At 41.3% G+C, this 26,578-nt stretch carries 25 protein-coding genes and 1 other RNA gene; 20 read left to right on the top strand and 6 right to left on the bottom strand.

Annotated features, from left to right (window positions below; all coding sequences use genetic code 11):
- Positions 1–86 precede the first annotated feature (86 nt).
- Complete coding sequence (gene smpB, locus N521_RS01585; protein WP_008347658.1) at positions 87–557, top strand: SsrA-binding protein SmpB; 471 nt, start codon at positions 87–89, stop codon at positions 555–557.
- Between the two features lie 181 nt (positions 558–738).
- Positions 739–1,102, top strand: a transfer-messenger RNA (tmRNA) gene (ssrA, locus tag N521_RS19005).
- 110 nt (positions 1,103–1,212) lie between these two features.
- On the opposite strand, the gene N521_RS01580 is transcribed toward ssrA, so the two are convergent.
- The gene (locus N521_RS01580) at positions 1,213–2,049 is read right to left on the bottom strand and encodes a hypothetical protein (protein ID WP_017359228.1); all 837 of its coding nucleotides are present in this window, start codon (positions 2,047–2,049) and stop codon (positions 1,213–1,215) included.
- 427 nt (positions 2,050–2,476) lie between these two features.
- Between N521_RS01580 and N521_RS01575 the strand changes: the two genes are divergently transcribed.
- Complete coding sequence (locus N521_RS01575; RefSeq protein WP_017359229.1) at positions 2,477–3,043, top strand: hypothetical protein; 567 nt, start codon at positions 2,477–2,479, stop codon at positions 3,041–3,043.
- Positions 3,044–3,145: 102 nt separating this feature from the next.
- Here N521_RS01575 and N521_RS01570 read toward each other — a convergent pair whose 3' ends face one another.
- Complete coding sequence (locus tag N521_RS01570; RefSeq protein ID WP_017359230.1) at positions 3,146–3,391, bottom strand: hypothetical protein; 246 nt, start codon at positions 3,389–3,391, stop codon at positions 3,146–3,148.
- A 239-nt stretch (positions 3,392–3,630) separates the two neighbouring features.
- On the opposite strand from N521_RS01570, the gene N521_RS01565 reads away from it, so the two are divergent.
- From N521_RS01565 to N521_RS01525, 10 genes are all read left to right on the top strand, one after another.
- Complete coding sequence (locus tag N521_RS01565) at positions 3,631–5,229, top strand: histidine kinase N-terminal 7TM domain-containing diguanylate cyclase (RefSeq protein WP_035389410.1); 1,599 nt, start codon at positions 3,631–3,633, stop codon at positions 5,227–5,229.
- A 255-nt stretch (positions 5,230–5,484) separates the two neighbouring features.
- Positions 5,485–5,940, top strand: a complete 456-nt coding sequence (locus N521_RS01560) for a DUF6376 family protein (protein WP_035389408.1) — start codon at positions 5,485–5,487, stop codon at positions 5,938–5,940.
- Positions 5,941–6,037: 97 nt separating this feature from the next.
- A complete protein-coding gene (locus N521_RS01555; protein WP_008347647.1) occupies positions 6,038–6,343 on the top strand; it encodes a metal-sensing transcriptional repressor in 306 nt (101 codons plus the stop codon).
- A gap of 83 nt (positions 6,344–6,426) precedes the next feature.
- Complete coding sequence (copZ, locus tag N521_RS01550) at positions 6,427–6,633, top strand: copper chaperone CopZ (protein WP_008347645.1); 207 nt, start codon at positions 6,427–6,429, stop codon at positions 6,631–6,633.
- A gap of 84 nt (positions 6,634–6,717) precedes the next feature.
- Positions 6,718–9,153 (top strand): heavy metal translocating P-type ATPase, encoded by a 2,436-nt coding sequence (locus N521_RS01545; protein WP_035389406.1) that lies wholly within the window; start codon positions 6,718–6,720, stop codon positions 9,151–9,153.
- Positions 9,150–9,317, top strand: coding sequence for a hypothetical protein (locus N521_RS19615; protein WP_164998992.1), 168 nt, complete (start codon positions 9,150–9,152; stop codon positions 9,315–9,317). Before N521_RS01545 ends, N521_RS19615 begins: the two co-directional genes overlap by 4 nt.
- A 272-nt stretch (positions 9,318–9,589) precedes the next feature.
- Positions 9,590–10,867, top strand: a complete 1,278-nt coding sequence (locus tag N521_RS01540) for a cation:dicarboxylate symporter family transporter (protein ID WP_007500222.1) — start codon at positions 9,590–9,592, stop codon at positions 10,865–10,867.
- A 16-nt stretch (positions 10,868–10,883) separates the two neighbouring features.
- Positions 10,884–12,329 carry an aspartate ammonia-lyase gene (gene aspA, locus N521_RS01535; RefSeq protein WP_007500224.1) on the top strand — a complete coding sequence of 482 codons (1,446 nt, stop codon included), beginning with the start codon at positions 10,884–10,886 and terminating at the stop codon, positions 12,327–12,329.
- A gap of 117 nt (positions 12,330–12,446) precedes the next feature.
- A complete protein-coding gene (locus tag N521_RS01530; RefSeq protein ID WP_017368058.1) occupies positions 12,447–13,763 on the top strand; it encodes an ATP-binding protein in 1,317 nt (438 codons plus the stop codon).
- Positions 13,760–14,695, top strand: a complete 936-nt coding sequence (locus tag N521_RS01525; protein ID WP_017359238.1) for a response regulator — start codon at positions 13,760–13,762, stop codon at positions 14,693–14,695. Before N521_RS01530 ends, N521_RS01525 begins: the two co-directional genes overlap by 4 nt.
- Before the next feature lie 14 nt (positions 14,696–14,709).
- Here N521_RS01525 and N521_RS01520 read toward each other — a convergent pair whose 3' ends face one another.
- Entirely contained in the window at positions 14,710–15,318 is a 609-nt protein-coding gene (locus tag N521_RS01520; RefSeq protein WP_035389404.1) for a TetR/AcrR family transcriptional regulator, read from the bottom strand.
- A gap of 88 nt (positions 15,319–15,406) precedes the next feature.
- On the opposite strand from N521_RS01520, the gene N521_RS01515 reads away from it, so the two are divergent.
- On the top strand, positions 15,407–15,955 hold the full coding sequence (locus N521_RS01515; protein ID WP_035389402.1) for a hypothetical protein: 549 nt from the start codon (positions 15,407–15,409) through the stop codon (positions 15,953–15,955).
- A gap of 38 nt (positions 15,956–15,993) precedes the next feature.
- Here the strand turns inward: N521_RS01515 and N521_RS01510 are convergent, their stop codons facing one another.
- The 3 genes from N521_RS01510 to N521_RS01500 are packed head-to-tail and all read right to left on the bottom strand — an operon-like array spanning position 15,994 to position 18,561.
- Complete coding sequence (locus N521_RS01510; protein WP_035389400.1) at positions 15,994–16,932, bottom strand: metal ABC transporter substrate-binding protein; 939 nt, start codon at positions 16,930–16,932, stop codon at positions 15,994–15,996.
- Between the two features lie 13 nt (positions 16,933–16,945).
- On the bottom strand, positions 16,946–17,818 hold the full coding sequence (locus N521_RS01505; protein WP_007500236.1) for a metal ABC transporter permease: 873 nt from the start codon (positions 17,816–17,818) through the stop codon (positions 16,946–16,948).
- Positions 17,818–18,561: a metal ABC transporter ATP-binding protein gene (locus N521_RS01500; protein ID WP_008347622.1), complete on the bottom strand. Its 744-nt coding sequence runs from the start codon at positions 18,559–18,561 to the stop codon at positions 17,818–17,820. Before N521_RS01500 ends, N521_RS01505 begins: the two co-directional genes overlap by 1 nt.
- 423 nt (positions 18,562–18,984) lie before the next feature.
- Here N521_RS01500 and N521_RS01495 point away from each other — a divergent pair, with 423 nt between their 5' ends.
- The 6 genes from N521_RS01495 (at position 18,985) to N521_RS01470 (ending at position 26,552) form a co-directional block, all read left to right on the top strand.
- Positions 18,985–21,084 carry a heavy metal translocating P-type ATPase gene (locus N521_RS01495; RefSeq protein WP_035389398.1) on the top strand — a complete coding sequence of 700 codons (2,100 nt, stop codon included), beginning with the start codon at positions 18,985–18,987 and terminating at the stop codon, positions 21,082–21,084.
- 146 nt (positions 21,085–21,230) lie between these two features.
- Entirely contained in the window at positions 21,231–21,917 is a 687-nt protein-coding gene (locus N521_RS01490; RefSeq protein ID WP_017359241.1) for a DsbA family protein, read from the top strand.
- On the top strand, positions 21,914–22,327 hold the full coding sequence (locus tag N521_RS01485; RefSeq protein WP_007500241.1) for a disulfide oxidoreductase: 414 nt from the start codon (positions 21,914–21,916) through the stop codon (positions 22,325–22,327). Before N521_RS01490 ends, N521_RS01485 begins: the two co-directional genes overlap by 4 nt.
- A 345-nt stretch (positions 22,328–22,672) precedes the next feature.
- The gene (locus tag N521_RS01480) at positions 22,673–23,284 is read left to right on the top strand and encodes a trimeric intracellular cation channel family protein (RefSeq protein ID WP_007500242.1); all 612 of its coding nucleotides are present in this window, start codon (positions 22,673–22,675) and stop codon (positions 23,282–23,284) included.
- A gap of 319 nt (positions 23,285–23,603) precedes the next feature.
- Positions 23,604–25,619, top strand: coding sequence for a Na+/H+ antiporter (locus N521_RS01475; RefSeq protein WP_017359242.1), 2,016 nt, complete (start codon positions 23,604–23,606; stop codon positions 25,617–25,619).
- 63 nt (positions 25,620–25,682) lie between these two features.
- Positions 25,683–26,552, top strand: a complete 870-nt coding sequence (locus N521_RS01470) for an ROK family protein (protein ID WP_035389396.1) — start codon at positions 25,683–25,685, stop codon at positions 26,550–26,552.
- Positions 26,553–26,578 lie beyond the last annotated feature (26 nt).

The raw sequence follows: 26,578 nt of genomic DNA, 5'->3' as shown, positions 1-26,578 counted from the left end.
CAGCAGCATTGTCGAAAGCTGGATTGTTTGATAAAATAATCCGTACGATTTGGACCGTGTCTGTGTCAAAAGGAGGGTGTACGCCAATGCCAAAGGGAGAGGGAAAGGTTGTTTCCCAAAACAAAAAAGCCAACCATGATTATTTTATAGAAGAAACATACGAAGCCGGCCTTGTATTACAAGGAACTGAAATCAAATCCATTCGAGCAGGAAAAGTGAATTTAAAAGATTCCTTTGCCAAAATCGAACGAGGAGAAGTGTTTCTTCACAATATGCACGTGAGCCCATACGAGCAGGGGAACCGTTATAACCATGATCCGCTCAGAACGAGAAAGCTGCTGCTTCACCGCAAACAAATCAGTAAGTTGATTGGTGCGACAAAGGAAGAGGGCTACTCACTTGTTCCCATTAAACTCTATTTGAAAAATGGCTTTGCCAAAGTGCTAATTGGAGTCGGTAAAGGGAAGAAGAAATATGATAAACGTGAAGATCTGAAGAAAAAAGATGCGAAACGTGAAATCGAGCGAGCTTTCCGTGACCGGCAAAAGCAATTCTAGACGCATGCAGATGGCTTGCTGAGAGCGGAAGCATTATGCTACAATATGTTATGCAGTAAACAATCATCGTCGTTTTTTTACAGAAACCACCAGTTGTTTCGAGCGATGAGATTGTTATAATAGTCATATACGGAAGCAGTTAAGCTAAAGAACGTTTCCATCCCGTATATCCCTTTTACAAGGGGACGTTACGGATTCGACAGGGATGGTTCGAGCTTAGGCTGCGAGCCGAGAGGCGATCTCGTTAACACGCACCTAAATGTAACTGGCAAAACTAAAAGTTTTAACCAAAACTTAGCACTAGCTGCCTAATAAGCGCAGCGAGCTCTTCCTGACATCGCCTATGTGTCTGTGAGGAGCCCAATGAAGTAGGCTACGCTTACGTTTTCGTCTGAGGACGTAAGAAGAGATCCATCAGACTAGCTCTCCAAGCGCCCGTCAGCAGGCATGAGGATGAGCGAACACGTAAATATGTTGACTACGCTCGTAGACGCTTAAGTAATCGATGTCTCTGGACGTGGGTTCGACTCCCACCGTCTCCATATGATTTTAAAAAAGTGTCAAAACCCATGTTAGATAAGGGTTTTGACACTTTTTAAATACGTGAAATTTTATAGTTGCAATGAACTTTTGCTATATGTTGCTGTTACAAATATTATAGGAATTCATAATTTAGTTTCAGTTGTTTATATATAAGTGAACTTCGTTCAAGAATAGCTTGATTAACAAAAGTTAAAAATTCACTCAGATTATTTTCATCTTTGGTACTAACTGTTCCTTTAAAGTGATTGCGCCAAAATTCTTTTGGTTCACTGGTTAAATCTTTTGGGTTTTCTAAAAAGCTCTGCAAAAAATTCTTCTCCACAAAATTAGGCCAAGTTTTAAAACTTAAAATCCACTTAGCGGATTCAATAATATATTTTTTATACTTAAAAGTGTTATTGTTCATTGTGTTTTCTAAAAAAATCTCAATAGAATCATTACTATTCATAAAATCATTTAAAATGACTTTAATATGGTTCAAAGTTAGATCCCAATAATCATAGGTAGATTTATAACGTTTGCTATTAAAAGGAGAAAACCAATTTTTATTATTTTTGATGGCGTATACAGGTATAAAATTACCTACTGTGTGTGTTAATTTTGCATAATCTTTAAATATAGGATTAGATAAATCATATGTCTCCTTATAAAAGGCTTTGTAAGGAGTTACAAATGAATTCATTGTTTCTCCATTTGCCTCAACAAAATCTGTTTGTTTAGTATTCCAGAATTCAAATTGATTTCCCCATAAGCGTTTGTATATTTCGAGGGTCAAAGGTAATCTATCACAATCAGATTGGGAACCATAAATATTACCTTTATATAGAATAATATTTGCAATAGGGTTTTTTTCATCATATATTAAATTTCTTAAATCAAAAACCTCTCTTTTGAAATCATAATTTATAAATTCTTCTTCTGAAAGTTCCATTAATTCATCAAAAGTCATTCGTAAGTTCTCCTTTATGTCCACTCTTTATTTATTAGAAGATTATCTAACTTCATTTTTTAACCTCTTTATTATACTTTAATATACTTCATGTAATTCATTTCACACTTGAAATTCAAAAATTAAGAAGCGATTCGGCAATGTAGCTTGTTTCTAAACTTTCAGAAGCCGTCGTATCTAGTGTCTGGAAGATAGATGCTTAGGTTGTTTCTTATAGAATTTTTTATTAGAAAGTTAGGGAGAATACCTAAATATACCTATTTTTTAACCGATGATAATTTGTAGGGAAATATCACCAGATAATGACAGGGGGACATTTTAGTTAAAAGAAAAAAGTTCGAATAGACCCTACAAAGCATATGATGAAACAGCTAAAGTAGTTGACGAATTAGAAAAAGTCTCAAAGGATAAGGAGTAATTCATAAAAATGAAAACAAACAAAAAGACAATCATTTCAGTATTTCTTTTAGTATTTACATTGATGATGGGTACAGCATGCGGTAAAAATGAATCAGAAAACGGTTCATCAAACAAAGCAGCAGCAAAACAAGAAAAAATAGAAAAAATGACTGATAGCGAATATGCATCATGGTATAAGGGATATCTAAAACGGTTTGAAGAAAGAATTATGTCTTTTGTTTTATCGTTGGTTCCTTTAGACGAGGTTTACGATAAAGAATGGGCTAGTGATGTTGAGACAAAGATTGATAGCATGAGAGAATTACTCAGCGAAGCCAAAGACAAAGAAGTTAAAGTTCCTGATACGTATAAAAAAGTAAACGAGTACTTGGTGAAAGCGGATGACAAATTTGAATCACTTTTCAAAGATATCTTAAAAGTAATCAAGCGAGATAAAGTCAGTGATGATGATTTAAGTTTCATGAATTCTAGAATGAAAAAAGCTTTAGAAGAAGTGGATAATGCTAAAAAAGAGATGAGTAAAATGAAAGACAATAAATCAAATGAAAAACAAAAAGATAAATCAAATTCATAATTAAGTAAAGAAAAAGACGTCTGCTTTACAAAGCTCAGAGGGTCTTAAGAATAACGAGTTTAGTTCACAACGTAAGAAGGATGCTACATACTGTCATCCTTCTTACTTTTCATGTAAGTTCCTTGAAGAAAACCGAACCAACCGAATAAACAAAGGACAAACCACAATCACCGCCATCATCAACAAAAGCCCATCAGGCATAATCTCCACAAATGTTGTCTGAATCACATAAACCGCAATCAGCAGCAAATAACTCATCAAAAATAACAGCTCAGATCGTTTCTTCTGAAATGGCTTCTCTAAAAGAATCAGCATGAACAAACCTGCCATGATGATCAAAAAAGTCATCTCCTATCAAGCCTCCTTTTCATTCATCTCCACATTGTACAGATATTTCACTTGCTACAATATGCTTTATCCATAAAATAAGTAAAAAGTAATGAACAGATAAGGCGCCACGACTAGTAAAATGACGAACGCTTTCCAAAAAACCGCCAACCAAATCAAAATCACATCTTCCCATTTGAGACGTCCTCATATATAGTAAGATTAGACTAGTTCTAAATAACTGAAATTGGGGCGTTTACATGGATTCGATTGTTTTACATTTTATTGTGATCATGAGTGTTTCTGGCATTCTGTCCGTAATATTATCAATCATTGCTCATGCAAATCGCCATCGGTATATTGGCTGTCAATTGTTTATGTATATGTCTGGAGCAACTGCGATTTATATTTTTGGACATACATTTGAATTATTGGCGCGCACCCCTCAAGAAATTACATTCTGGGTTAGTTTTCAATACATAGGTCTTCCGTTCATTGCACCGTTCAGCCTGATGATTGTGCTGCAGTTTACTGGTTTCCATCAATATGTAACAAAGCGCCGCGTGCTTCTCTTCTTGCTGATTCCAATTTTAACCACCATTTTGGTGTTCACCAACTCTTTTCATTCACTCTTTTACCGAAGCATCACGATGAATACAGTAGACGGGTTTTTATTGGCTGATTTTACCATTGGCTATTGGTATATCATTCATGGGGTCTATACATTTGGTTGTTCCATGCTCGCTATTTTTATGCTGCTTTGGTTTTTACGTGTAAAGAAAGATTATTTGAAACAGGTTCTGATCTTGCTCGTTGGGATATTATTACCGATCACCACCTCTTTTATCTATTTATTAGGTGTCACGCCCTTTCACATTGACCCAGTACCAGTGGTGATGTTTTTAACCAACGCACTCTACTTATGGGCGATTATGTCTTTTCATCTCTTTAAGCTCTCTCCCATTGCGATGGAGCGTGTGTTTGAACATATGTCAGAAGGTGTTCTTCTATTGGATCGATACCGAACACTGATTGATTATAACCCTGCGGCTGCATTGATCATTCCTGTGCTCGCTAAAAAGGGAATCGGCTATAAAATCGATGATATATTCTCAGGGATCATCAAAGAGCCGGCGTTTATACAGTGGCTGCGTTCTCCGCAGGATCATTCACAGTATGATTTAATGTGGGAAAAAGAGCAGCCCTTCTATTATCATCTCACTGCTTCTTCTCTTTTTAATAGAAGAGGCGAAGTCGAAGGCAGGCAAATTGTGATCAGTGATGTTACTGAGCAGCGACTATTGCAGGAAGAGCTGGAGCGCCGAGCATATATTGATGGTTTGACGAATATCTTCAATCGGTCTTCCTTTATTGAACGAACGCAGATGTTATTGGAAGAGGATGCGCAGGATACCGCAATACTGCTATTTGATATTGATTTCTTTAAACAAATCAATGATACGCACGGCCATCACATTGGAGACGAGGCGTTGCGTCATGTTGTGTCCATTTGTCAGCAGCATTTGAAGATGGATGATTTATTTGGGCGATATGGTGGAGAAGAGTTCGCCATTTGTCTGCCGCATCATTCATTTGAAGAGGCATGTCGTATTGCGGAACAAATGAGACATTCATTTGAAGTGAGTTTCTTTCAGACAGATGAGAAAAAAGTAAGAGTGACAGCAAGCTTTGGCGTCGCCCATACAGCGAATGATCCCTCTATATTAGAAACGCTTCTATTTGAGGCAGATCAAGCCTTGTATATGTCAAAACGCCAAGGACGTAATCGGATTTATGCATCAACTGGTTCGGACTATATGCTGTACCAAAAGCAGGATCTTCCGCCTACTTCTCATTGACTGTTGTCCTTCATTTAGATATGATAAACATAACATTTGAACGGTTTCCTAAAGGGGAGTAGCTTTTACGGTTTGGTCGTCATTACAGAAACATCCGTTGTTTCTCGGCCATTCCGGCATGAACATGTTAGCCAGACCTTTGCCTATCACACTTGAGGCAAAGGTCTGGCTTTTTTTAAGGTCTTTTTGCATCTGTGTGGTTGGGAGCTGGACAAATGAGGGGTTTCAACATAGCAGATGAAAGGATGATGGATCTTGAAACAACATGTGATGGCGTTTCTATTTACCGGTACGTTTTTGTTAAGTGGATGTTCTGGACTGCTAGACCAAGTGAACGATACAACGACATATGTCACAGAAGCAAATGAGTATGTGATGGATATTCAGCAATTCACAGAGGATTTTCCACAGCTTGCGGAAGAAGCTGTACAAGATGCTGCCAAAAGAGCAGATTTGACGCAGCAGCTTGAATCATTGAAAGCAGACATTCAAGAATTTAATGAACTCTCAGCCCGATCAATAGCAAAAGACCTGCATGCACAAATCATGGAGAAAAATAAAGTACTGTCAGAGGAGATTCAAACCTATTTACAGCAATTGAAAATGGACAACTTCGATGCTGCAGCTATTTTAGAGGATCAGCAAGGCCTCATGAAGCAGCTTCAGCAATCCGTCAACCTTTTGCAAGATATTGAACAGTTGACAAACTAGAATAAACAAACGGTGATCTCAGCATATCTTTGCCTTTTCAGGTGAAGATATGCTTTAATGGAATGTAAGACAAGTATGATAGAAAAAAGGTGATCAGATGACAGAACAAGAAGAAAGACATATCGCTTCGCCTAGAGCCGAGAAGGAAAAAGAGCAATTAATCAACCGCTTAAAACGAGTGGAAGGTCAAGTGCGAGGGATTCAGCAAATGATTGAAAACGATCGTTACTGTATAGATGTCGTGAATCAAATTTCTGCTGTCAATGCAGCTTTAAAAAAAGTGAGTCTTCAATTAATGGAAAAGCATACACATCATTGCGTAGCAGATGCCATTAAGAGCGGTAATGGGGATGAAGCCATTGAAGAGTTGATGAATGTCTTCACGAAGTTGACAAAATCGTAGCAAACAGCGGATCATTTATGTTTACAATGATACCCTACTAGGGTATAGTAAAAATAGAAAATGATTGATGGAGGCGATGAGAAGTGGAACAAGCAACACTACAAGTGCAAGGCATGTCTTGCGGACATTGTGTGAAAGCAGTCGAAGGAAATGTAGGAGAATTAGCAGGTGTTGAATCTGTGAAAGTCCATTTAGATAAGGGTCAGGTGGAGGTTTCCTTTCACTCAGATCAAATCACGTTACACCAGATCTCTGATGTCATTGAAGAACAGGGATATGATGTCGTATAAAATGAGCATACGTGCTGCATAAGACAGCACGTATTTTTTTAAAAATAACAATACCCCCATGGAGTATGTGGAGAGGTGAGATAAATGAAAAAAGAAATTGATTTTCAAATTACGGGAATGACTTGCGCCGCCTGTGCAGGCCGCATTGAAAAGGGCTTGAACAGGTTGGAAGGTGTGGACGCCGCCAGTGTGAACTTAGCGCTTGAAACATCCCACATTGTGTATGAAACAGAACAACTCACAGCAGAGGATCTAAAACAAAAAATTCAATCTCTTGGCTATGATGTGGTGATGGAACAAGCTGAATTTGATATAGAGGGAATGACATGTGCGGCTTGTGCAAACCGAATTGAGAAAAAAGTCAACCGGATGGATGGTATTGATCAAGGATCAGTGAACTTTGCGCTTGAGTCACTTCAGGTGACATATCATCCAGGGAAAATATCTCCAAGTGACATAAAAGAGGCTGTGAAATCCATTGGATATTCACTAACCGAACCAGCCGAAGAGCATGCGGAGGAAGGGAAAAAAGACCATCGTCAAGCAGCGATTGAGAAACAAACGGCACGCTTTTTGTTCTCGATGATTTTGTCATTGCCTCTTCTTTGGGCAATGGTCAGTCATTTTTCTTTCACATCGTTTATTTGGTTGCCAGAAGCGTTTATGAATCCATGGGTTCAGCTCGCATTAGCAGCGCCCGTCCAGTTCATTGTCGGCTGGCCTTTTTATGTAGGTGCTTATAAAGCGTTGAAAAATAAAAGTGCCAATATGGATGTCCTTGTGGCACTAGGGACATCGGCTGCTTTTTTCTATAGTTTATATGAAAGTATTCAATCAGCGGTTCAAGGCACACATGAAGCGGCCCTCTATTATGAAACGAGTGCTGTGCTCATTACGCTAATTGTGCTCGGAAAGTTAATGGAAGCAAGAGCGAAAGGGAGATCATCAGAAGCGATTCAAAAACTGATGGGCTTACAAGCGAAAGAAGCTGTGATAGAGCGAGATGGGAAAGAAATGACCGTTCCTATTTCTGAAGTGAAAGTGAATGATCTTGTGTTCGTCAAGCCGGGTGAAAAAGTCCCGGTAGACGGAGAAATCATCGAAGGAACAACAGCGATCGACGAATCGATGATTACAGGAGAAAGTCTGCCAGTTGATAAAACCACAGGAGATACAGTCATCGGGGCAACCATCAATAAAAATGGATTTGTGAAAGTGAAAGCAACAAAAGTAGGAAAAGAAACGGCTCTTTCACAAATCATTCGAGTCGTCGAACAAGCGCAAGGCTCAAAAGCACCAATTCAAAGAATGGCAGATCAAATTTCAGGGATATTTGTCCCCATTGTTGTAGGATTGGCTGTGCTCACTTTTCTGACTTGGTATATCTTTGTTGATCCAGGAAATGTGACATCGGCACTTGAGACGTTTATTGCTGTGATCGTGATTGCATGTCCTTGTGCTCTTGGCCTTGCTACACCGACCTCTATTATGGCAGGCAGCGGCCGTGCAGCTGAATCAGGGATTCTGTTTAAAGGCGGAGAGCATTTAGAGATAACCCAATCACTAGATACAGTAGTGCTAGATAAAACAGGGACTGTGACAAAAGGGGAGCCGAGTCTTACAGATGTGATTGCGTCTGCCAATTGGACAGAAGATAAGCTGCTTCAGTTAGCAGGATCGGCAGAACAGCAGTCAGAGCATCCACTTGCCAGAGCGATTACAGAAGGCATGAAGAACCGGGGTCTCCAAGCGGTCGAGGTAGAAGCTTTTCAAGCAGATCCTGGTCATGGAATTGAAGCAAGGGCTGCGGGACATGAGCTTTTGATTGGCACACGGAAGCTCTTAAAGAAACATCATATCAGCTGCGAAGCACTAGAAGCAGTTGTGACTGAGCTTGAAGAACAAGGAAAAACGGCGATGCTCATTGCCATTGACCGCGAGCCAGCAGGTATTGTCGCCGTTGCTGATACAATCAAATCGTCTTCTTCTCAAGCGGTCGCTCGTCTCAAAGAGCAAGGGATTCACGTCGTGATGATGACAGGAGATAACAAACGCACAGCAGAAGCGATTGCGAGTGAGGCAGGCATAGATCATGTCATCGCTGAAGTTCTTCCAGAGGAAAAAGCGGCTCATATTGTAGCGCTTCAGAAACAAGGAAAAAAAGTGGCGATGGTTGGAGACGGCATCAATGATGCCCCTGCCCTTGCAACAGCAAATATCGGGATGGCCGTCGGAACAGGTACAGATGTTGCCATGGAAGCGGCAGATATTACGCTCATGACAGGAGATCTCCATGCCATTGCAGATGCACTTGAATTTAGCAGAAAAACGATGAGAAACATTAAACAGAATCTATTTTGGGCGCTTGCTTACAATTGTATTGGTATACCAGTCGCCGCATTTGGGTTCCTGGCACCATGGCTTGCAGGAGCGGCAATGGCCTTTAGTTCTGTATCGGTTGTGCTGAACGCACTAAGATTACAGCGATTGAAACCTGTCAGAGAGGGTGTGGCAAAATGAAGCTGAATGTCAAATGGGTGTGGACGTTTAGTGCTGTGATTTATGTAGCCATTGTACTGATAGGCTATGCGGTTTATGTCGAACTTTCTCCTCTTCAAGAGCCGCCAGCTGATCATATGCAACATGAGACTTCATCAGAAGCGAAGTCCTCGCATTCGGTGTAAGTCCTGCGCTTCGGTGCTCGTCCTTTCTAGACTTCAATGGATTTCTATCACAAAGAGCTAAAATAAAGTTCATTTTAGCTCTTTCTCAACAACCTGAGACTTCGCCAAAAGCGAAGTCTTTTTTTAACAATTTTGTGGAAAAACCCACCTTTTAAAAGATTTTTCATAAAAAATTCACTTCTTTTTGTTCCTTTTTGTCGTTTTTTGTAGGTTCATCGTTAAGATGCGATTAGGCAACAAAGAAAGCGTTATCAAAAAAAGGGGGTCCACGTATGAAAAAGTTAGGGTTAGCTTCTCAAATACTCATCGCACTTGTTTTGGGTGTTGTCGTAGGAGCATTATTTTATCAAAATGAAACCGTTATTAATGTGTTAACGCCGATTGGCGATATATTCATCCACTTAATTAAAATGATCGTTCTTCCAATTGTTATTGCTGCATTGATTGTAGCCGTTGCAGGTGTAGGCGATATGAAAACCATCGGAAGACTCGGTGGGAAAACGATTCTTTACTTCGAAATTGTGACAACGATTGCATTAGCAGTTGGACTGCTTGCAGCAAACGTTTTCCATCCTGGTACAGGAATTGATATGAGTAACATGGAGAAAGGCGATATCTCTAAATATGAAGAGACATCTAAGTCTTCTGCCGAAAAAGCTAGTTTCTCTGAAACGATTGTGCATCTTGTGCCAACAAACGTGTTCCAATCCATTGCAGAAGGTGATCTATTACCAACAATCTTCTTTACAGTGTTATTCGGATTAGGAATTGCAGCAGTTGGAGACAAAGGAAAACCAGTGTTAGGATTTTTTGAGGGCATCCTCGAAGCGATGTTCTGGGTGACCAATAAAGTGATGAAGTTTGCACCATTTGGTGTATTCGCGCTCATCAGTGTGACGGTGATCAAATTCGGGGTCGGAGCGCTTCTCCCGCTAGGTAAACTGGTACTTGTCGTTTACGGCACAATGGCATTCTTCGTGATTGTCGTACTTGGCATTATCGCAAAATTAGCTGGAACAAGCGTCTTTACACTATTTAGAGTGTTAAAAGAAGAAATCATTCTTGCATTCTCAACAGCAAGTTCAGAAGCTGTACTGCCTAGACTAATGGATAAAATGGAGAAGTTCGGCTGCCCGAAAGCGATCACGTCGTTCGTTATCCCAACAGGCTATACCTTTAACTTAGATGGAAGTGCCATCTATCAATCCATTGCCGCCATATTTGTTGCACAAATGTACGGCATGCCTCTTTCCATCTATGAGCAAATTACGTTACTATTAATCTTAATGCTCACATCAAAAGGAATGGCTGGTGTACCAGGTGCATCGATCGTTGTTGTCATCACAACACTTGGAGCAATGGGACTTCCACTTGAAGGACTTGCCTTCATCGTTGGGATCGACCGTATCCTTGACATGGTTCGTACAACTGTTAACGTATTTGGTAACTCACTTGCAGCCATTGTCATGTCTAAGTGGGAAAAAGTGTTTGATCAAGAGAAATCGAAGAAGTATATTGAGGAATTAAAACAACAAACAAAAGCAGCGTAAAAGGAGATCTTTTCAAATGACGAAGCTACAGGACAAGCAAGTTCGTATCGAACGAGACTTTCTAGGTGAAAAGGAAGTAGACACTCAAGCGTATTATGGAATTCAAACATTACGTGCAGTAGAGAACTTTCCAATTACTGGCTACCATGTTCATGAGGAACTCATCAAAGCATTAGGGATTGTCAAAAAGGCAGCCGCACTTGCAAATATGGATACAAAGCGACTATATGCTGGTCTTGGAGAAAAAATTGTTCAAGCCGCAGATGAAGTGATTGAAGGAAAATGGAACAATCAATTTATTGTCGATCCAATTCAAGGCGGAGCTGGCACTTCAATGAATATGAATGCCAATGAAGTCATTGCAAACAGAGCGCTTGAACTACTAGGAAAGGAAAAAGGCGCTTATACTGAGCTAAGTCCAAACACGCATGTGAACATGTCGCAGTCAACAAACGACGTTTTCCCAACAGCGATTCATATTTCAACATTGAATATGATTGAAAAACTACTTTATACGATGGAAAACATGCATCAAGTCATGACAGAAAAAGCGCAAGAATTCGATCATGTCATCAAAATGGGACGTACGCATCTTCAGGACGCTGTTCCAATCAGACTTGGTCAAGAGTTTAGTGCATATGCAAAGGTTCTTGCTCGTGATATTAAACGAATCAAGCAGTCTAGACAGCATTTATATGAAGTCAATATGGGCGCAACAGCAGTTGGAACAGGACTGAATGCTGATCCTAAATATATTCGCCAGGTCGTTGGTTATCTAGCTGACATTAGCGGATTGCCGTTAGTTGGAGCAGAAGATTTGGTCGATGCTACGCAAAATACAGATGCTTATACAGAAGTATCAGCTGCACTGAAAGTATGTATGATGAATATGTCCAAAATGGCAAACGATATTCGTTTGATGGCTTCAGGTCCTAGAGCAGGCTTTGGTGAGCTGCACTTGCCGCCTAGACAGCCAGGTTCATCTATCATGCCAGGGAAAGTCAACCCAGTGATGCCTGAGGTCATGAACCAAGTGGCATTCCAAGTCATTGGAAATGACCACACGATCTGTCTTGCATCAGAGGCTGGTCAGCTTGAACTGAACGTCATGGAGCCAGTTTTAATATTCAACTTACTACAGTCTCTCAGCATGATGAAAAATGTATTTGAATCTTTTGTCGATAACTGCTTGCGTGACCTAAAAGCAGATGAATCGAGATTAAAAGAATATGTAGAAAAGAGTGCTGGTGTCATGACGGCGGTCAATCCGCATATTGGTTATGAAGCTGCTGCACGAATTGCGAGAGAAGCGATACTTACAGGCGTATCTGTACGTGAGCTTTGTCTGCAAAATGATGTGTTATCAGAGGAAGAGCTTGATATCATCTTAAATCCTTTTGAAATGACGAAACCAGGTATTGCTGGCGCATCACTTTTAGAAAAGGATCGTTTAGAAGATTAAGCGGCATCATGAGAAGCGCACACCGACAAATGTCCGGTGTGCGTTTTTTCATGGACTGTTTGTTTTTCTGAAGCTCACATAGTATACTATCGTCAATTATTAGGGATGTGACTGCGTTTGAATCTACTGAAAAAATGGTTGAATACAGAGCCTTATTTAATTATCATGCTCATTGTTCTGACTCCGATTGGGGGAGAGCTGAAATTTTATCCATTTGAGGATAGCTTTCGGGTCAGCTTTGGAACCGTTGTCTTTTTCTTTATCCTGCTTCAAATGAAAAAATTCCCGGCATGGGCAAGCGGCATCATTGCGGGGGGATCCGTGTTTGCATTCCGGGTGCTTCTTGATACCGCTGTGTCAGGCCACTTAGCGCTGGAAGAGGCCGTTTCTTTAAGATTTCCTTCCCTGCTGTATTACGTCGTCTATGGTACGCTTTTTTATGTATTACAGGTCAGACGTTTCCGTGATAAGCCTTGGCTCATTGGGGCGACAGGGATTATCATGGAACTATGTGCAAGTGTAGTCGAAATGATTGCACTCAGGGGAGCCATTGATGAAATTTTAACAGTGAGAACGCTGTTTCAACTATTTGTATTGGCGATTTTCAGAAGCTTTTTCGTGTTGGCTTGTTATACGATGATTCGATTATACGAAGAACAGGCGAGAGAGCGACAAATGAAGAAGGAAAAGGAACACCTGCTGATGCTGCTGTCAAATCTTTATACGGAATCTACATATTTTTATAAAACCCTTGCACATGCTGAGCACATTACAGCTACTTCATATCAATTGTATCAATCTCTGCATCATGCAAAGGATACGGAATCATTAGATTTGAAAAAACTCGGAAAAACAGCTTTGCAAATTGCAGGTGAGGTACACGAAATCAAAAAGGATAATCAGCGAATTTTTTCTGCCTTATCAAAACTGATTCATGAGGAAAACTTTCAGGAGTATGCAAGTCCTGCTCATATCGCTGGACTTGTGATTCGTATCCATGAAAATTACGCGGAATCTCTTAAAAAACACATCGTTTTTCATTATGATGAAGAAGGACAGCACCCTGCTTATCATGTGTATACCATTCTATCTTTATTAAATAACATTGTATCCAATGCCGTTGAAGCGATTCCAGTAAATGGAGAGGTATCACTATCCATTTCGCGGAAAGAGAATGATGTAATTTTTCAAATCAGTGACAACGGTCCAGGCATTAAAGAGCGTAACCATCATGTGATCTTTAAACCGGGCTTCACTTTAAAATACGACCAAGCCGGGAACCCATCAAGCGGCATCGGTCTTTCCTATGTGAAAGACACAGCCGAGAAGCTTGGCGGAAGTGTTGAAATGAAGAGTATCCCAAATCAACAAACGATGTTCACTTTAACGATACCAATTGATCAAGTCAGCAGAAAAGAGGGGAATGGGAGATGAGATTTTTTATTGTTGATGATGATGAAGCCGTTCGTTCTTCACTGGCACAGCTCATTGAAGATGAAGAGCTTGGCATTGTGGCAGGGGAAGCAGAGGATGGTGCTGAAGTAACAGCGAGCTACTTAAATGATTTGCATATTGATATCTTGTGTATTGATCTTCTGATGCCGGAAAGGGACGGTCTTGAGACGATTCGAGCGATCAAGGATGAATTTCATGGGAAATATTTAATGCTGTCACAGGTAGAAACAAAGGAACTCATCGGCCAGGCATATACGCTCGGTGTCGAGTATTATGTGACAAAGCCGATCAATCGGGTAGAGGTCTTAAGTGTGCTCCACCTCATGATTGAACGTCTGCATTTAGAGCACTCAATTGAAAATATTCAGCATTCGCTCAAATCGGTCATGCAGTTCCAGCAGCGCGGACAGACCACGAAAACGAAGCAGCGTGGGAAAAGTCTTGCAGAGGCAGGTCAGTTTTTGCTGGCGGAGCTTGGGATTGTCGGCGAAAAAGGGTCTAAGGATTTACTAGATATGATTCTTTTCACAGATCAGTATTTAGCGTTACATGCCGATCAGCACGACTCTTTTCCTTCATTAAAAGTAATTTTCACTGGCATCACAGAGGATAAATTAAACGAACCTTTTACATCAGCAGACATCGCAAGAGAAGCAAAAGCAGCGGAACAGCGGGTAAGACGTGCGATCAACCAATCATTGAAACACATCGCCTCGCTCGGGTTAACCGATTTTTCTCACCCAACCTTTGAAAACTATGCATCAAAATTTTTCGATTTTACCATTGTGCGTAAAAAAATGAGTGAACTCACAAAAGAGACAAGTGGAAGAGAAGAGCACACACGTATCAATGTGAAGAAATTTGTGCAGGTGCTTTATTACGAGGCGAAACGTATTTTCATGGAAGATTAAAAAAGACATGCTCTCTATAAGGAGGGCATGTCTTTTTTTGTGATGGATTGAAGATGCATCTGTAGCACGGAGCGCATGAGCTGAGGCGGTAAACGATGGGGCTGTACGATTCCATTCAACGCAAGCCCATTGATGACCGCATAAAGCCGCTCAGTTTCTAATAAAAGATCGACATGATCTAGCAGTAGCTCATCCTCTTTCAATTTCATTAAGCAAAATTGAACGGTTTGAAAAAGCTCGTCATACATCTTTGCATTGAGCGGCTGTAAATCTGGTTCAGTCAGTGCCTTGACTGTAAAAGCCTGCCACACCTCCATTTCAAATATTCGTTCTTCGTCTAGTGGAAGAACCTGCTCCAATAAAGTGAATACATTTTCCTCTGTTGAACCGTTTAATGGAAGCTTAGCAATTCGCTCCTTCACTCTTTCCTGAATTAAATTCATGGAGAATAGAAATAATTCTTGCTGTGTGGAAAAATAATGACGCATAGAGCCGGCTGAAATGCCAGCTTCAACGGCTATTTTTCGTACAGAAGCGCTTTCCAATCCCTCTTGTTTAATCACTCTCATAGCAGCTTGAGCGACCTTTTGTTTTTGTTTATGGTGATCGACGATTTTTGGCATACCTTGATTTTAGCACAGCTATTGTTTTTTTAACACAGTTGTGTTATTTTTTATTTAATACAATCGTGTTAAAAAGGATGTGGGGAAATTGGTCGGTTTATTGATTGTGGCATGTGAAATTGGTTTTTGGCTGTTTATTCTTATGGGCTTAACACTGCGTTATGTATTTAAACAGAAAAAATGGGGTGCTTTCTTCCTTGTCTGTACCCCGGTTTTAGATCTCATCCTTCTTGCGGCTACTTATATAGATTTAAAGCAAGGGGCTGTGGCGAGCGTCATTCACGGGCTTGCGGCTGTCTATATTGGTGTGAGTCTGGCCTTTGGACATCAAATGGTGAAATGGGCGGATGCTAAGTTTGCTTATCGTTTTGCAGGTGGTCCTAAGCCAAAGGGGAAACCAAAGTACGGGAAGGAGCGGTCTTTGTATGAAATGGTGGGCTGGACGCGTCATTTCATCTCTTATGTCATCGGAGCGGGGCTGTTATATGGATTGACCTATCTCATCCAAGCACCAGAACGAACGGAATCTCTGATGCAGCTTGTCAGTGTGTGGGGGATGGTCTTAGCCATTGATTTCGTCATTAGCATCAGCTACGTCATTTGGCCGAAAAAACACCCAGAAAATATAGCAGGTTGACAAAAAAGACAGGCGGACTCATTCCACCTGTCTTTTTGCTATGAGGACAATCCTTTGTAAATGGTGTCAATATTCCATTTCATCATCTTATAGTAGCTGTCCCCATCTTCACCTTCTTTGCCAATAGAGTCCGTAAATACTTTCCCCTTAATCGGAACTCCGGTTTCCTCAGATAGGCTTTCAAGGCTGCGCTTATCTACACTTGTTTCAAGAAAAAGGGCAGGAACTTGATGGTCTTTGACAAAATGAATGATGCGCTTCATTTGTCCAGGTGTTCCTTCACTTTCTGTGTTGATCTCCCAAATGTAGTCGGCTTTCAGTCCATACGCATCCGCAAAATATTTGAATGCCCCTTCGCTTGTGACAAGGAGTTTTTTGTCTTTTGGCAGCTGATCAAACTTATCTTTTGCTTCATTGTGAAGCGTTTGAAGCTTTTTGATATAGGTATCAGCATTCTTCTCGTAATCCTCTTTATGCTCAGGATCTGCTTGAATGAGCGCATCTCTGGCATTTTGCGCATAAATAATCCCATTCTCGACATTCAGCCATGCGTGTGGGTCCTGCTGGCTTTCAAGCCCTTTTGAAGACAAATGCTTCACTTTGACGCCTTTACTCAGCTCGGCTACAGGTGCATCATCCCCGTCCTTGCCGCTCGATTCAAGCAGTTTTTGAAACCAGCCATTGCCTGTTTCAAGGTTCAAGCCGTTAGATAGAACAAGGTCTGCATCCGTCGTATACTGAACATCCTTTGGTAGTGGGTCAAATTCATGTGGGTCTGTACCAATGGGAACAATGCTGTGAATAGAGACATGCTGTCCTCCTACTTCCTTCACAATGTCATAAAGAATGGAGTAGGTCGTGACAACTTTTAATGTACCGTCATCTTTTCCGGAACTTTTTTGCTGAGTAGAACAGCCTGCGATGACCAAAAGGGCAATACATACTGCGGTCAAACGGATTGCTAATACCTTCTTCATATATGTCCTCCTTTTACATAGACGCTTCCTTTTTTAACTGTGTTCGTTTTCGCTTCGATTTTAAGGATCTCCACAATATCCCTTGTTTCGGTGAAAAGATAAAGGCACTGCCGAATAATATGGTCGCGACCAGCACAATGGAAGCACCAGACGACAAGTTATACGTAAAGCTGAGCCCAAGTCCTACGACGGCTGAAACTGCTCCAAAAAAAGCAGATAAATAAATCATGATCCATAGCCGGTCTGTCAGTAAATAAGCGGTGGCAGCTGGTGTAATAAGCATTGCAACAACAAGAATAATACCTACAGTTTGCAGAGACGCCACGGTCACTAGGGTCAATAAGGTCATGAGGAAATAATGGATCATGCGATTCGGTAAACCGTAAACCGAAGAAATCACTGGATCAAATGAACTAATGAGCAGTTCTTTGTAGAAAACAATGACAGCCAGCAAAATGAAAATGCCGATGCCAAGCGTGATCCACATATCAGATGAACGAACGGCTAGTACGTTTCCAAACAAGATATGATATAAATCGCTGGAACTTTTTAAAAATGTAATCAAAATGATCCCAATGGAAAAAAAAGCAGTGAATACGATCCCGATGGCAGAATCATTTTTAATGCGGCTGTTTTGACTGACATATCCGATGCCGATGGCTGTCAGTACACCAGTTAGAACCGCACCAAAGAAAAAGTTAATGCCGAGCATATAAGAGATGGCGACACCTGGAAGTACAGCGTGTGAAATCGCATCTCCCATCAAAGCCATTCCCCGTAATATGATAAAGCAGCCAATGACGCCGCAGATGATCCCTACCATCACGGATGTAAATAACGCTTTTTGTAAAAACGCATATTCAAAAAGTCCGGTTAAGAATTCCATTACGCGTCTCCTCCTGCTGATTTTAAAAATGGCAGCTGTGTTTCATATGCTTGGAGCATGACCTCAGGACGAAGAATATCATGGACAGGCCCTGCTTTGACCAGCTTCTTATTTAGAAGAACGAGATGGCTGAAGTAATCATCGGCTTTACTTAAGTCATGGTGGACGACCAGAATGGTTTTTCCTTCATCTCGTAATTCCTTCAAAATGCCGATCATCGTTTCTTCACTTGCCATATCAATTCCGACAAATGGTTCATCTAAACAAAAGAGCTGTGCGTTTTGAGCGAGTGCTCGCGCAAGGAAGACACGCTGCTGCTGACCGCCGGATAATTCCCCAATCTGTCTTTTGGCAAAGTCCTGCATCCCGACCTTTTCTAAGCAATGGTACGCATAGGCACGGTCCTCTTTTTTCGGTCGTTTGATCAATCCGAGCTTTGGGTATGTGCCAAGCAGTACGGTATCCAGTACATGGATAGGAAACGTCCAGTCTAGATCATTTCTTTGCGGTACATAGGCGATCTGTTTTCTCACTTGTTTAAAGGGTTGTTCAAAAAAACGAATGTCGCCTTGATCCTTTTCAATTAAATCCAAACATGCTTTCAATAAAGTCGATTTACCAGCACCATTTGGACCAATGATTCCAGTCATTGTTCCTTCCTGTATGGAAAGAGAGACGTTTTCTAGTGCATCCTGTCCGTGGTATGAGACATACAGGCGGTCGATTGTTAAAGCATTTGACATCTCTTGCGGCCCCTTTCGATCATCAATTGCGTTTCCTAAAAATATATGCATACATTTAATAATTTTGACTAAAGGATGAAATGATTCTCTAACGCTAATTTGTTTCCTTAAGGAAACTTTTATCTTATTCTAATCGTATGTCCTTCTTTTGTAAAGAGAAATGCTGAAATATTCCCATCAAGCGATCGTTTTTATGTTATGCAACGAAGAGGGGACATGAGCATGGATTATTGAAAATTCACGTGACATCCTTGAATACGAAAAATTTCAAACATTTGCTTATAAATGATTGACAGTTTGTAAGAACTCCTCATATAATAAGGGTAATTCAATATATGAATATGTGCTCATATATAATATCTACAGCAGCTGATAGGTTTGATTGAATCAGGGAAGGCTACTTATATAGAAAAAGGTGAGAACATGAAAAAGATGAAGGATGAATACGTATTAAGCGGTCTCGATTGTGGAAACTGTGCACGTAAAATTGAAACAGGTGTCAGCAAACTCGAAGGAGTGGAAGCTTGCTCAATTAATTTTGCGACGGGTACATTAACTGTGACACATGCTGATGCACAAGAAACGATGTCAAAGCGTATTGAAAAAACCGTTCAGTCCATTGAACCTCATGTGAGTGTATCACCAAAAGAAGAAGGACATCACCACGATCACGATCATGGAACAAAGAATTTAAAAACGATTGTACTGAAATTAATTGGTGGTGCAGTCATTGGAACGGCGGCTTATTTTATACCTGACAATGGCTTACTGAAGTTCATCATGTTTTTCGCCGCGTATTTACTAGTTGGCGGAGATGTTGTCTTGAAAGCACTGAAAAATATTGTGCGCGGTCAAGTATTTGATGAGAACTTCTTAATGACCATAGCTACAGTTGGTGCTTTTGTGATTCAGCAGTATCCTGAGGCACTGGCAGTCATGCTGTTTTACCAAATTGGAGAACTGTTCCAAGGGGCAGCTGTGAACCGCTCTAGAAAATCAATTAGCGAATTAATGAATATCCGTCCAGAATACGCAAACCTCAAAGTGGGGCAAGAAACAAAAAAGGTAAAGCCGGAAGAAGTCAAAGCTGGTGACCGTATTGTCGTTAAACCAGGTGAAAAAATTCCTTTGGATGGACGCGTGATAGACGGTTATTCTCTTGTGGATACCTCTGCACTAACTGGGGAGTCTGTTCCAAGAGATGTGGAAGCAGGAAAAGAAGTGCTTGCTGGATTTGTGAACCAAAACGGCATTCTTGAAATTGAAGTGCAAAAAGAGCTCAGTGAGTCAGCGGTTACGAAGATTTTGGATTTAGTCGAAAATGCAAGCAGCCGTAAAGCGCACACAGAAAACTTTATCACAAAGTTCGCTAAATATTATACACCTGCTGTGGTCGTGCTAGCTTTATTGCTTGCCTTTGTACCACCGCTTCTCATCCCATCAGCTCAATTGTCTGATTGGGTGTACCGGGCACTTGTCTTTCTTGTCATTTCGTGTCCATGTGCTCTCGTTGTATCCATTCCATTAGGTTTCTTTGGCGGGATTGGTGCCGCATCAAAACGAGGTATTTTAGTGAAAGGCAGTAATTACTTAGAAGCCTTGAACTCTGTCCGCTATGCGGTGTTTGATAAAACAGGTACTTTGACAAAAGGGAACTTTACAGTCACTCATATCGAAGCAGCGAATGAGAAATGGTCAGAAGAGGAATTGCTTTCTTTTGCAGCGCTGGCAGAAGCGCATTCTTCGCATCCGATTGCGGAATCGATTAAGGCGGCTTACGGAGCGTCTCTTGATGAGAGCCAGATCGAATCTTACGAGGATATTGCGGGTCATGGGATCAAAGCGACAATTCGCGGAGCCCATGTATTGGCAGGTAACCATCGCCTGATGGAACGAGAGGGCATTGCTTTTGAAAAAGAAAAACGAAGCGGAACGGTTGTGTATTTAGCAATAGACGGTGAGTTTGCGGGATCGATCTTGATTGCAGATGAAGTAAAAGACGATGCAGTTGAAGCGATATCTTCTCTAAAAGCTGCGGGCATTCAAACCGTGATGCTTACTGGGGATGCTGCGCAAGTAGGAAATGCAGTCGCACAGCAGATCGGCATTGACGAAGTTCACACTGAATTATTGCCACAGGATAAAGTCGCCAAAATCGAAGACCTGTATGAGAAAAAAGCATCTCAAGACAAATTATTGTTTGTTGGTGACGGCATAAACGATACGCCGGTTTTGGCAAGAGCGGATATAGGTATTGCCATGGGTGGACTTGGTTCAGATGCAGCAGTTGAAGCGGCTGATATTGTGATTATGACAGATCAGCCATCGAAGGTAGCGGAAGCTATTGCTGTCGCTAAAAGAACGAGAGCCATCGTATGGCAGAATATTGCGTTTGCTCTTGGGGTGAAGGCCGTCTTCCTCATACTTGGTGCATTCGGTATTGCAACGATGTGGGAAGCCGTCTTCTCGGATGTTGGTGTTACTGTTCTGGCTGTTTTAAATGCGATGAGGGTCATGAAATAAAATTGTAAGGAAAAATTCATGAATAGCGTCTTTCATAATAGACCCCCTCTTGTTAAAATAGAAGAAGTTGGATAATGGCATTTTCCTGAGCTGTTATCCTTTTTCTTTGTAAAGGAATGAATGAAAAAGATAAGGTAGGTGCTTTTGTGAGTAAAAAAAATAATCAATCTTCATCCATCAAGTTTGCAGTTATATTAACCATCATTGCAGCTCTTCTCATCGGTATTTTCGTTGTGATCGGTAACAACAACAGCCAAGAAGCACAAACAGTCGACAGTAAGCCGTCTATTAAAGGACAGCCTGTCATGGGAGATCAAAAGGCAAAAGTGCAAGTTGTCGAGTTTGGGGACTACAAATGTCCATCATGTAAATCATTTGAGACAGACATTTTCCCAAAATTGAAAGCAGACTACATAGATAATGGCGATGTATCCTTCTCATTTATTAACTTACCACTGCCTGTTCATGGGGACGGTGCGGTATTAGCAGCACTGGCTTCTGAAGAAGTGTGGAAAGAAGATCCAAAAAACTTCTGGGCATTTCATGAAGCGGTCTACAACGCACAGCCAGATAGTGAAGCAGAATGGGTAACGCCAGCAAAGCTCACCGAATTGGCGAAGAAGACAACGAAAATTGATACGGACAAGCTGAAAGATAACCTATCAAAGAAAACATATCAGCCACAGCTGAACACAGATGATCAGCTGGTGAATCAATATAAAGTAAATGCAACACCAACTATTTTCATTAACAATAAACAAGTCCAAAACTTTTATGACTATGATGAAATCAAAGAATTAATTGATCAAGAGCTGAAAGGGAAAAAATCATGAAGAATAAACTGATTTACTTATACAGCGCTTGGATCGTCTCGATTGTGGCGACGATGAGCAGCTTGTATTTAAGTGAAGTAAAGAAGTTTATTCCATGTGATATGTGCTGGTTTCAGCGCATTTTCATGTATCCGCTTGTGCTTTTACTTGGAATTGCTACATTCCGTGGCGATGTCAAAGTGAAGTACTACGTTCTCCCTTTGGCCGGGATTGGTGCTTGCTTTTCCATCTATCATTATATGGAACAAAAGATTCCAGGCTTTGCATCGATTCGCCCTTGTCTAAGCGGTATTCCTTGTTCCGTTGATTATCTGAACTGGTTTGGTTTTATCACCATTCCACTCTTAGCTCTCATTGCATTTATTCTGATCATCATTAGTATGCTACTTTTAAATGCAAAAGAAGATTGAGGAGATAGCCTGCTTTTAAGCAGGCTATCAGCGTGTAGACAAACCCTCGCATTCTTTGTCAGTCCTGCGTGCTGGTGCTCACGAATGTCAAATTCGCTCCGCGCCAGTACTCGTCCTTCCTAGACTGCAAAGGTTTTCTATCACGCTGAAAAGAAGACAAAGGGATAAAATCAAGTTCATTTTAGCCCTTTGTCAACAATCTGAGCCTGCTTTTAAGCAGGCTATTTTTTATTTTTGCAAAAAGATAAAATTTAAAGAAAATTTGTATTGCTTTTCATTTGTGTCAGATATACATTAAGGGGAGAGTGTTAGATGATCAGACAATGGTAAGGAGATAAGCGGAAAATGGCATGGGAAGTGTTAAGTATTATTGGCATTGTGGCATTCGCCATTAGTGGTGCGATTGTCGCAATGGAAGAAGAGTACGATATTCTTGGTGTGTACATTTTAGGGATTGTCACAGCATTTGGCGGGGGAGCGATTCGGAATCTATTAATTGGTCTTCCCGTGTCTGCTTTATGGTCACAGGGCAAAATGTTTACCATTGCCCTTGTATCCATTACGATCGTGTTCCTATTTCCAAAGCTTTTGCTCAAGCACTGGAGCACGTGGGGGAATTTCTCGGATGCGATCGGTTTAGCAGCCTTTGCGATTCAAGGCGCATTATTTGCTGTACAAAGAGAGCTCCCGCTCAGTGCGGTCATTGTGGCAGCCATTTTGACTGGAAGCGGCGGCGGCATTGTGCGTGATTTATTAGCAGGACGAAAGCCACTTGTGCTAAAAGCAGAGATTTACGCAGTATGGGCAGCCCTAGGCGGCTTACTCGTCGGACTCGGCTTAGCGCAAGGAGAGCTTGCTTTATATCTGCTGTTTGTCATCCTTGTCATATGCAGGGTTTGTTCCTACTTATTCAAATGGCGGCTTCCCGCAAGGTCTTATTTTTTAAATAAAGGGTAAAACGAAAAAAGGGCGATGTCGCTCTTTTTTTATTTGTTATTCGAGCTTGATGTCAGCAGGTCAAGCTGTTTTCGTGTAAAATAAAAGTAGGTTCTTTATTCATCATTGGAACAATACACGAGATGAAAATGTTGTCATTTGACTGAATATGTAGATTCAGTCTTTTTTTGCCTAGATGGATTGTTATGTGTTGGTTTCACTTTTTGCGGGATACTAAAAAAACGCTCGTGATCGAACGGATGGATCAGAAAGAAATGAACACATCTTTGCATGTAAGCAAAACATGACGGAAAAAATGAAATGGGAGGGACATGTACTAGTGGAGATTTTTTTGGCAGTGCTCGTACTACTAGCACTCATTGCATCATCTAATATTATCAATCGTTTTCTGCCCTTTATTCCAGTTCCATTAATCCAAGTGGGTTTAGGGATATTGGTCGCAGCTTTTCCTTCAGGTTTACATATTTCTTTAAATCCTGAGCTATTCTTCGTTTTATTCATTGCACCACTGTTATTTAATGATGGGAAGCGTACCCCAAGGGACGAGCTGTGGAAATTAAGAGCGCCCATTCTTCTATTAGCTTTAGGGCTCGTATTTGCGACAGTCATTGTCGCGGGATATACCATCCATTGGATGATTCCAAGCATACCACTTCCAGCTGCATTTGCGCTTGCAGCGATTTTATCACCGACAGATGTGGTTGCTGTAAGTGCACTTTCCAGCCGTGTGAATATGCCAAAGGGGATCATGAGACTGCTGGAAGGCGAAGGGCTGATGAACGATGCGTCAGGACTTGTTGCCTTTAAATTTGCTATTGCAGCAACGGTTACAGGGGCATTTTCCATTGCAGAGGCATCCTTTAGCTTTGTTCTTATTGCTGCTGGCGGATTATTGACTGGATTTATTCTGTCGTTTTTTATCATTCGTTTTCGCTACTTTCTCCGCCGTTTAGGCATGGACGATGTCACAATGCACATCATCCTGCAAATCCTCACGCCGTTTGTGATTTATTTAGCAGCGGAAGAAATTGGCGTATCCGGCATTTTAGCCGTTGTTGCCGGTGGTGTGACACATGCCATCGAGCAAGACCGAATGGAAGCGAATTTAGCAAAACTGCAAATTGCTTCTTCAAACACGTGGAATATTATTTTATTTATTTTAAATGGCCTTGTTTTCGTTTTACTTGGGTTACAAATTCCTGATGTATCGACCGTCATTTTCCAAGATGAAGCCTTTAATAATATGCAGGTCATCAGTTACATTTTAATCATTACATTCTGTCTGATGATTCTCAGATTCCTATGGGTATGGCTGTTCTGGGCAGGAAACTGGAGTGTATCGAAAAAGAAGAACGCGAAAAAACCGAAGCTGCGTGCTTCCATGCTGATGACATTCTCTGGTGTTCGTGGTGCTGTTACATTAGCAGGTGCTTTCTCCATCCCATTTACGCTTGCAGACGGATCACCATTTCCTGAGCGTCATTTAATTATTTTCCTCGCAGCAGGCGTCATTTTATGTACACTCATTTTAGCGAGTGTGCTGCTGCCTATTTTATCGGAGAAAAAAGATAAGCAAGTGGATGTGGACTTAGATACAAAGATTCAGCACGCGAAACGGAAGCTGCTGAGAAGTGCCATTAAAACTCTAAAAGAAGGAATGAATGAAGACAATCGAGAAGTCTCCCTTGCACTCATCAATGATTACCGAATGAAGCTGAGAAATATTCAGCGGGAACCGTACCAGTTTGGTATGAGAAAACAAGAGAGAAAAATCAGACTGCACGGCATTAAAGCAGAACAGATGAAACTTCAGCAGTTGATCGAGGAAGAGAAAATCGACAAAGAAGAAGCGTATGAGCTGCAAGAGAGATTTCATGAGTTGGAAATGCTCTATTCCAACTCCTTTAAAATTCGTTTCTCAAAAGTGAAGTTTCTGCGCTTACTACAATGGCTTCAACTATGGCGTCCGAATCAGCGTATTTCAAGCGGCATATTAGAAAACGAGGAATCGTATAAACAAATCCGTAAGAAAACGGCTGAAGCTGCGGTGGATTCTATTAAGCACCATATGACCGAAGACAATCAACAAACGTGTCATCAAGTCATTGGGTTTTACAATCAAGTGATATTCCGCTGTGAACATGGTCCTTCTTTCTTTCAGCAAAAGGATCGTACGTTTGACCGGAAGAAGAAAGAGCTTAACTTCCAAGCCGTACAGACGATTCGTAATGAAATCCAAACCTTATATGAAAATGGCGAAATCAATCGTGATATTGCCCATCATTTAAGGGAGTATATCAACGACATGGAAGCAGTCTTACTGACCAATACATGATGTTGTCATCTTCTCCCCTATGTTTTATGATGAAAAAAAGAGACGAGCAGGGGGAGAGGCAGGATGACATATTACGGAGCGATTGAAGCTGGGGGAACAAAGTTCTGCTGTGCCATTGGTAATGAGCATGGGGATATCATAGAGGAATTAACCATTCCAACAGAGCACCCGGAAAAAACCATCCAATCACTTATTCCATTTTTTCAGCAACATGAAATTGCAGCATTAGGGGTCGGTTCCTTTGGACCGATTTGTGTCCAGAAAGACGATCCTTCTTACGGTTACATCATGAATACGCCGAAAGTTGAATGGAAGCATTACCCGTTGATACCTGAGCTGGAGAAACAATTAGGCGTACCGGTGTCCTTTACGACAGATGTCAATGCCGCAGCATTAGGTGAACTGACAAAAGGGGCCGCCAAAGGGCTAAGCAGCTGTCTGTATATCACGGTCGGTACGGGGATTGGTGCCGGGGCTGTTGTGAAAAATGAACTTCTCCACGGTCACTCACATCCAGAAATGGGGCACATCCTGGTCAGGCAGCATGAATCAGATCAGTTTGCAGGTGTCTGCCCAGCGCATGGTACTTGCTTAGAAGGACTGGCGGCAGGTCCAGCTATTGAGGCAAGGTGGGGAAAGCCGGCTAAAGAGCTTACCGAAGAAGAAGAAGTTTGGTCTCTTGAAGCAGATTATTTAGCACAGGCATTAATGCAATACACGCTGATATTAAGCCCAGAACGCATTATAATGGGTGGAGGCGTCATGAAGCAAAAACAGCTATTTCCGCTCATTCGAGAGAAGCTGGCTGCGTATGTCAATGATTATGTCGACATGCCGCCGCTTGATACATACATTGTCTCTCCTGGACTTGAGGACAAGGCAGGTATGACAGGTGCTTTGCTGCTAGCGATTGAAGCGAAGAGAAACGCCTGATAATAGAGTTTTCAAACGCAACATGA

This window comes from Bacillus sp. UNC125MFCrub1.1 (assembly GCF_000701305.1).
Taxonomy (GTDB): domain Bacteria; phylum Bacillota; class Bacilli; order Bacillales; family Bacillaceae; genus Bacillus; species Bacillus altitudinis.
This window is presented reverse-complemented; position numbering and strand designations above follow the sequence as displayed.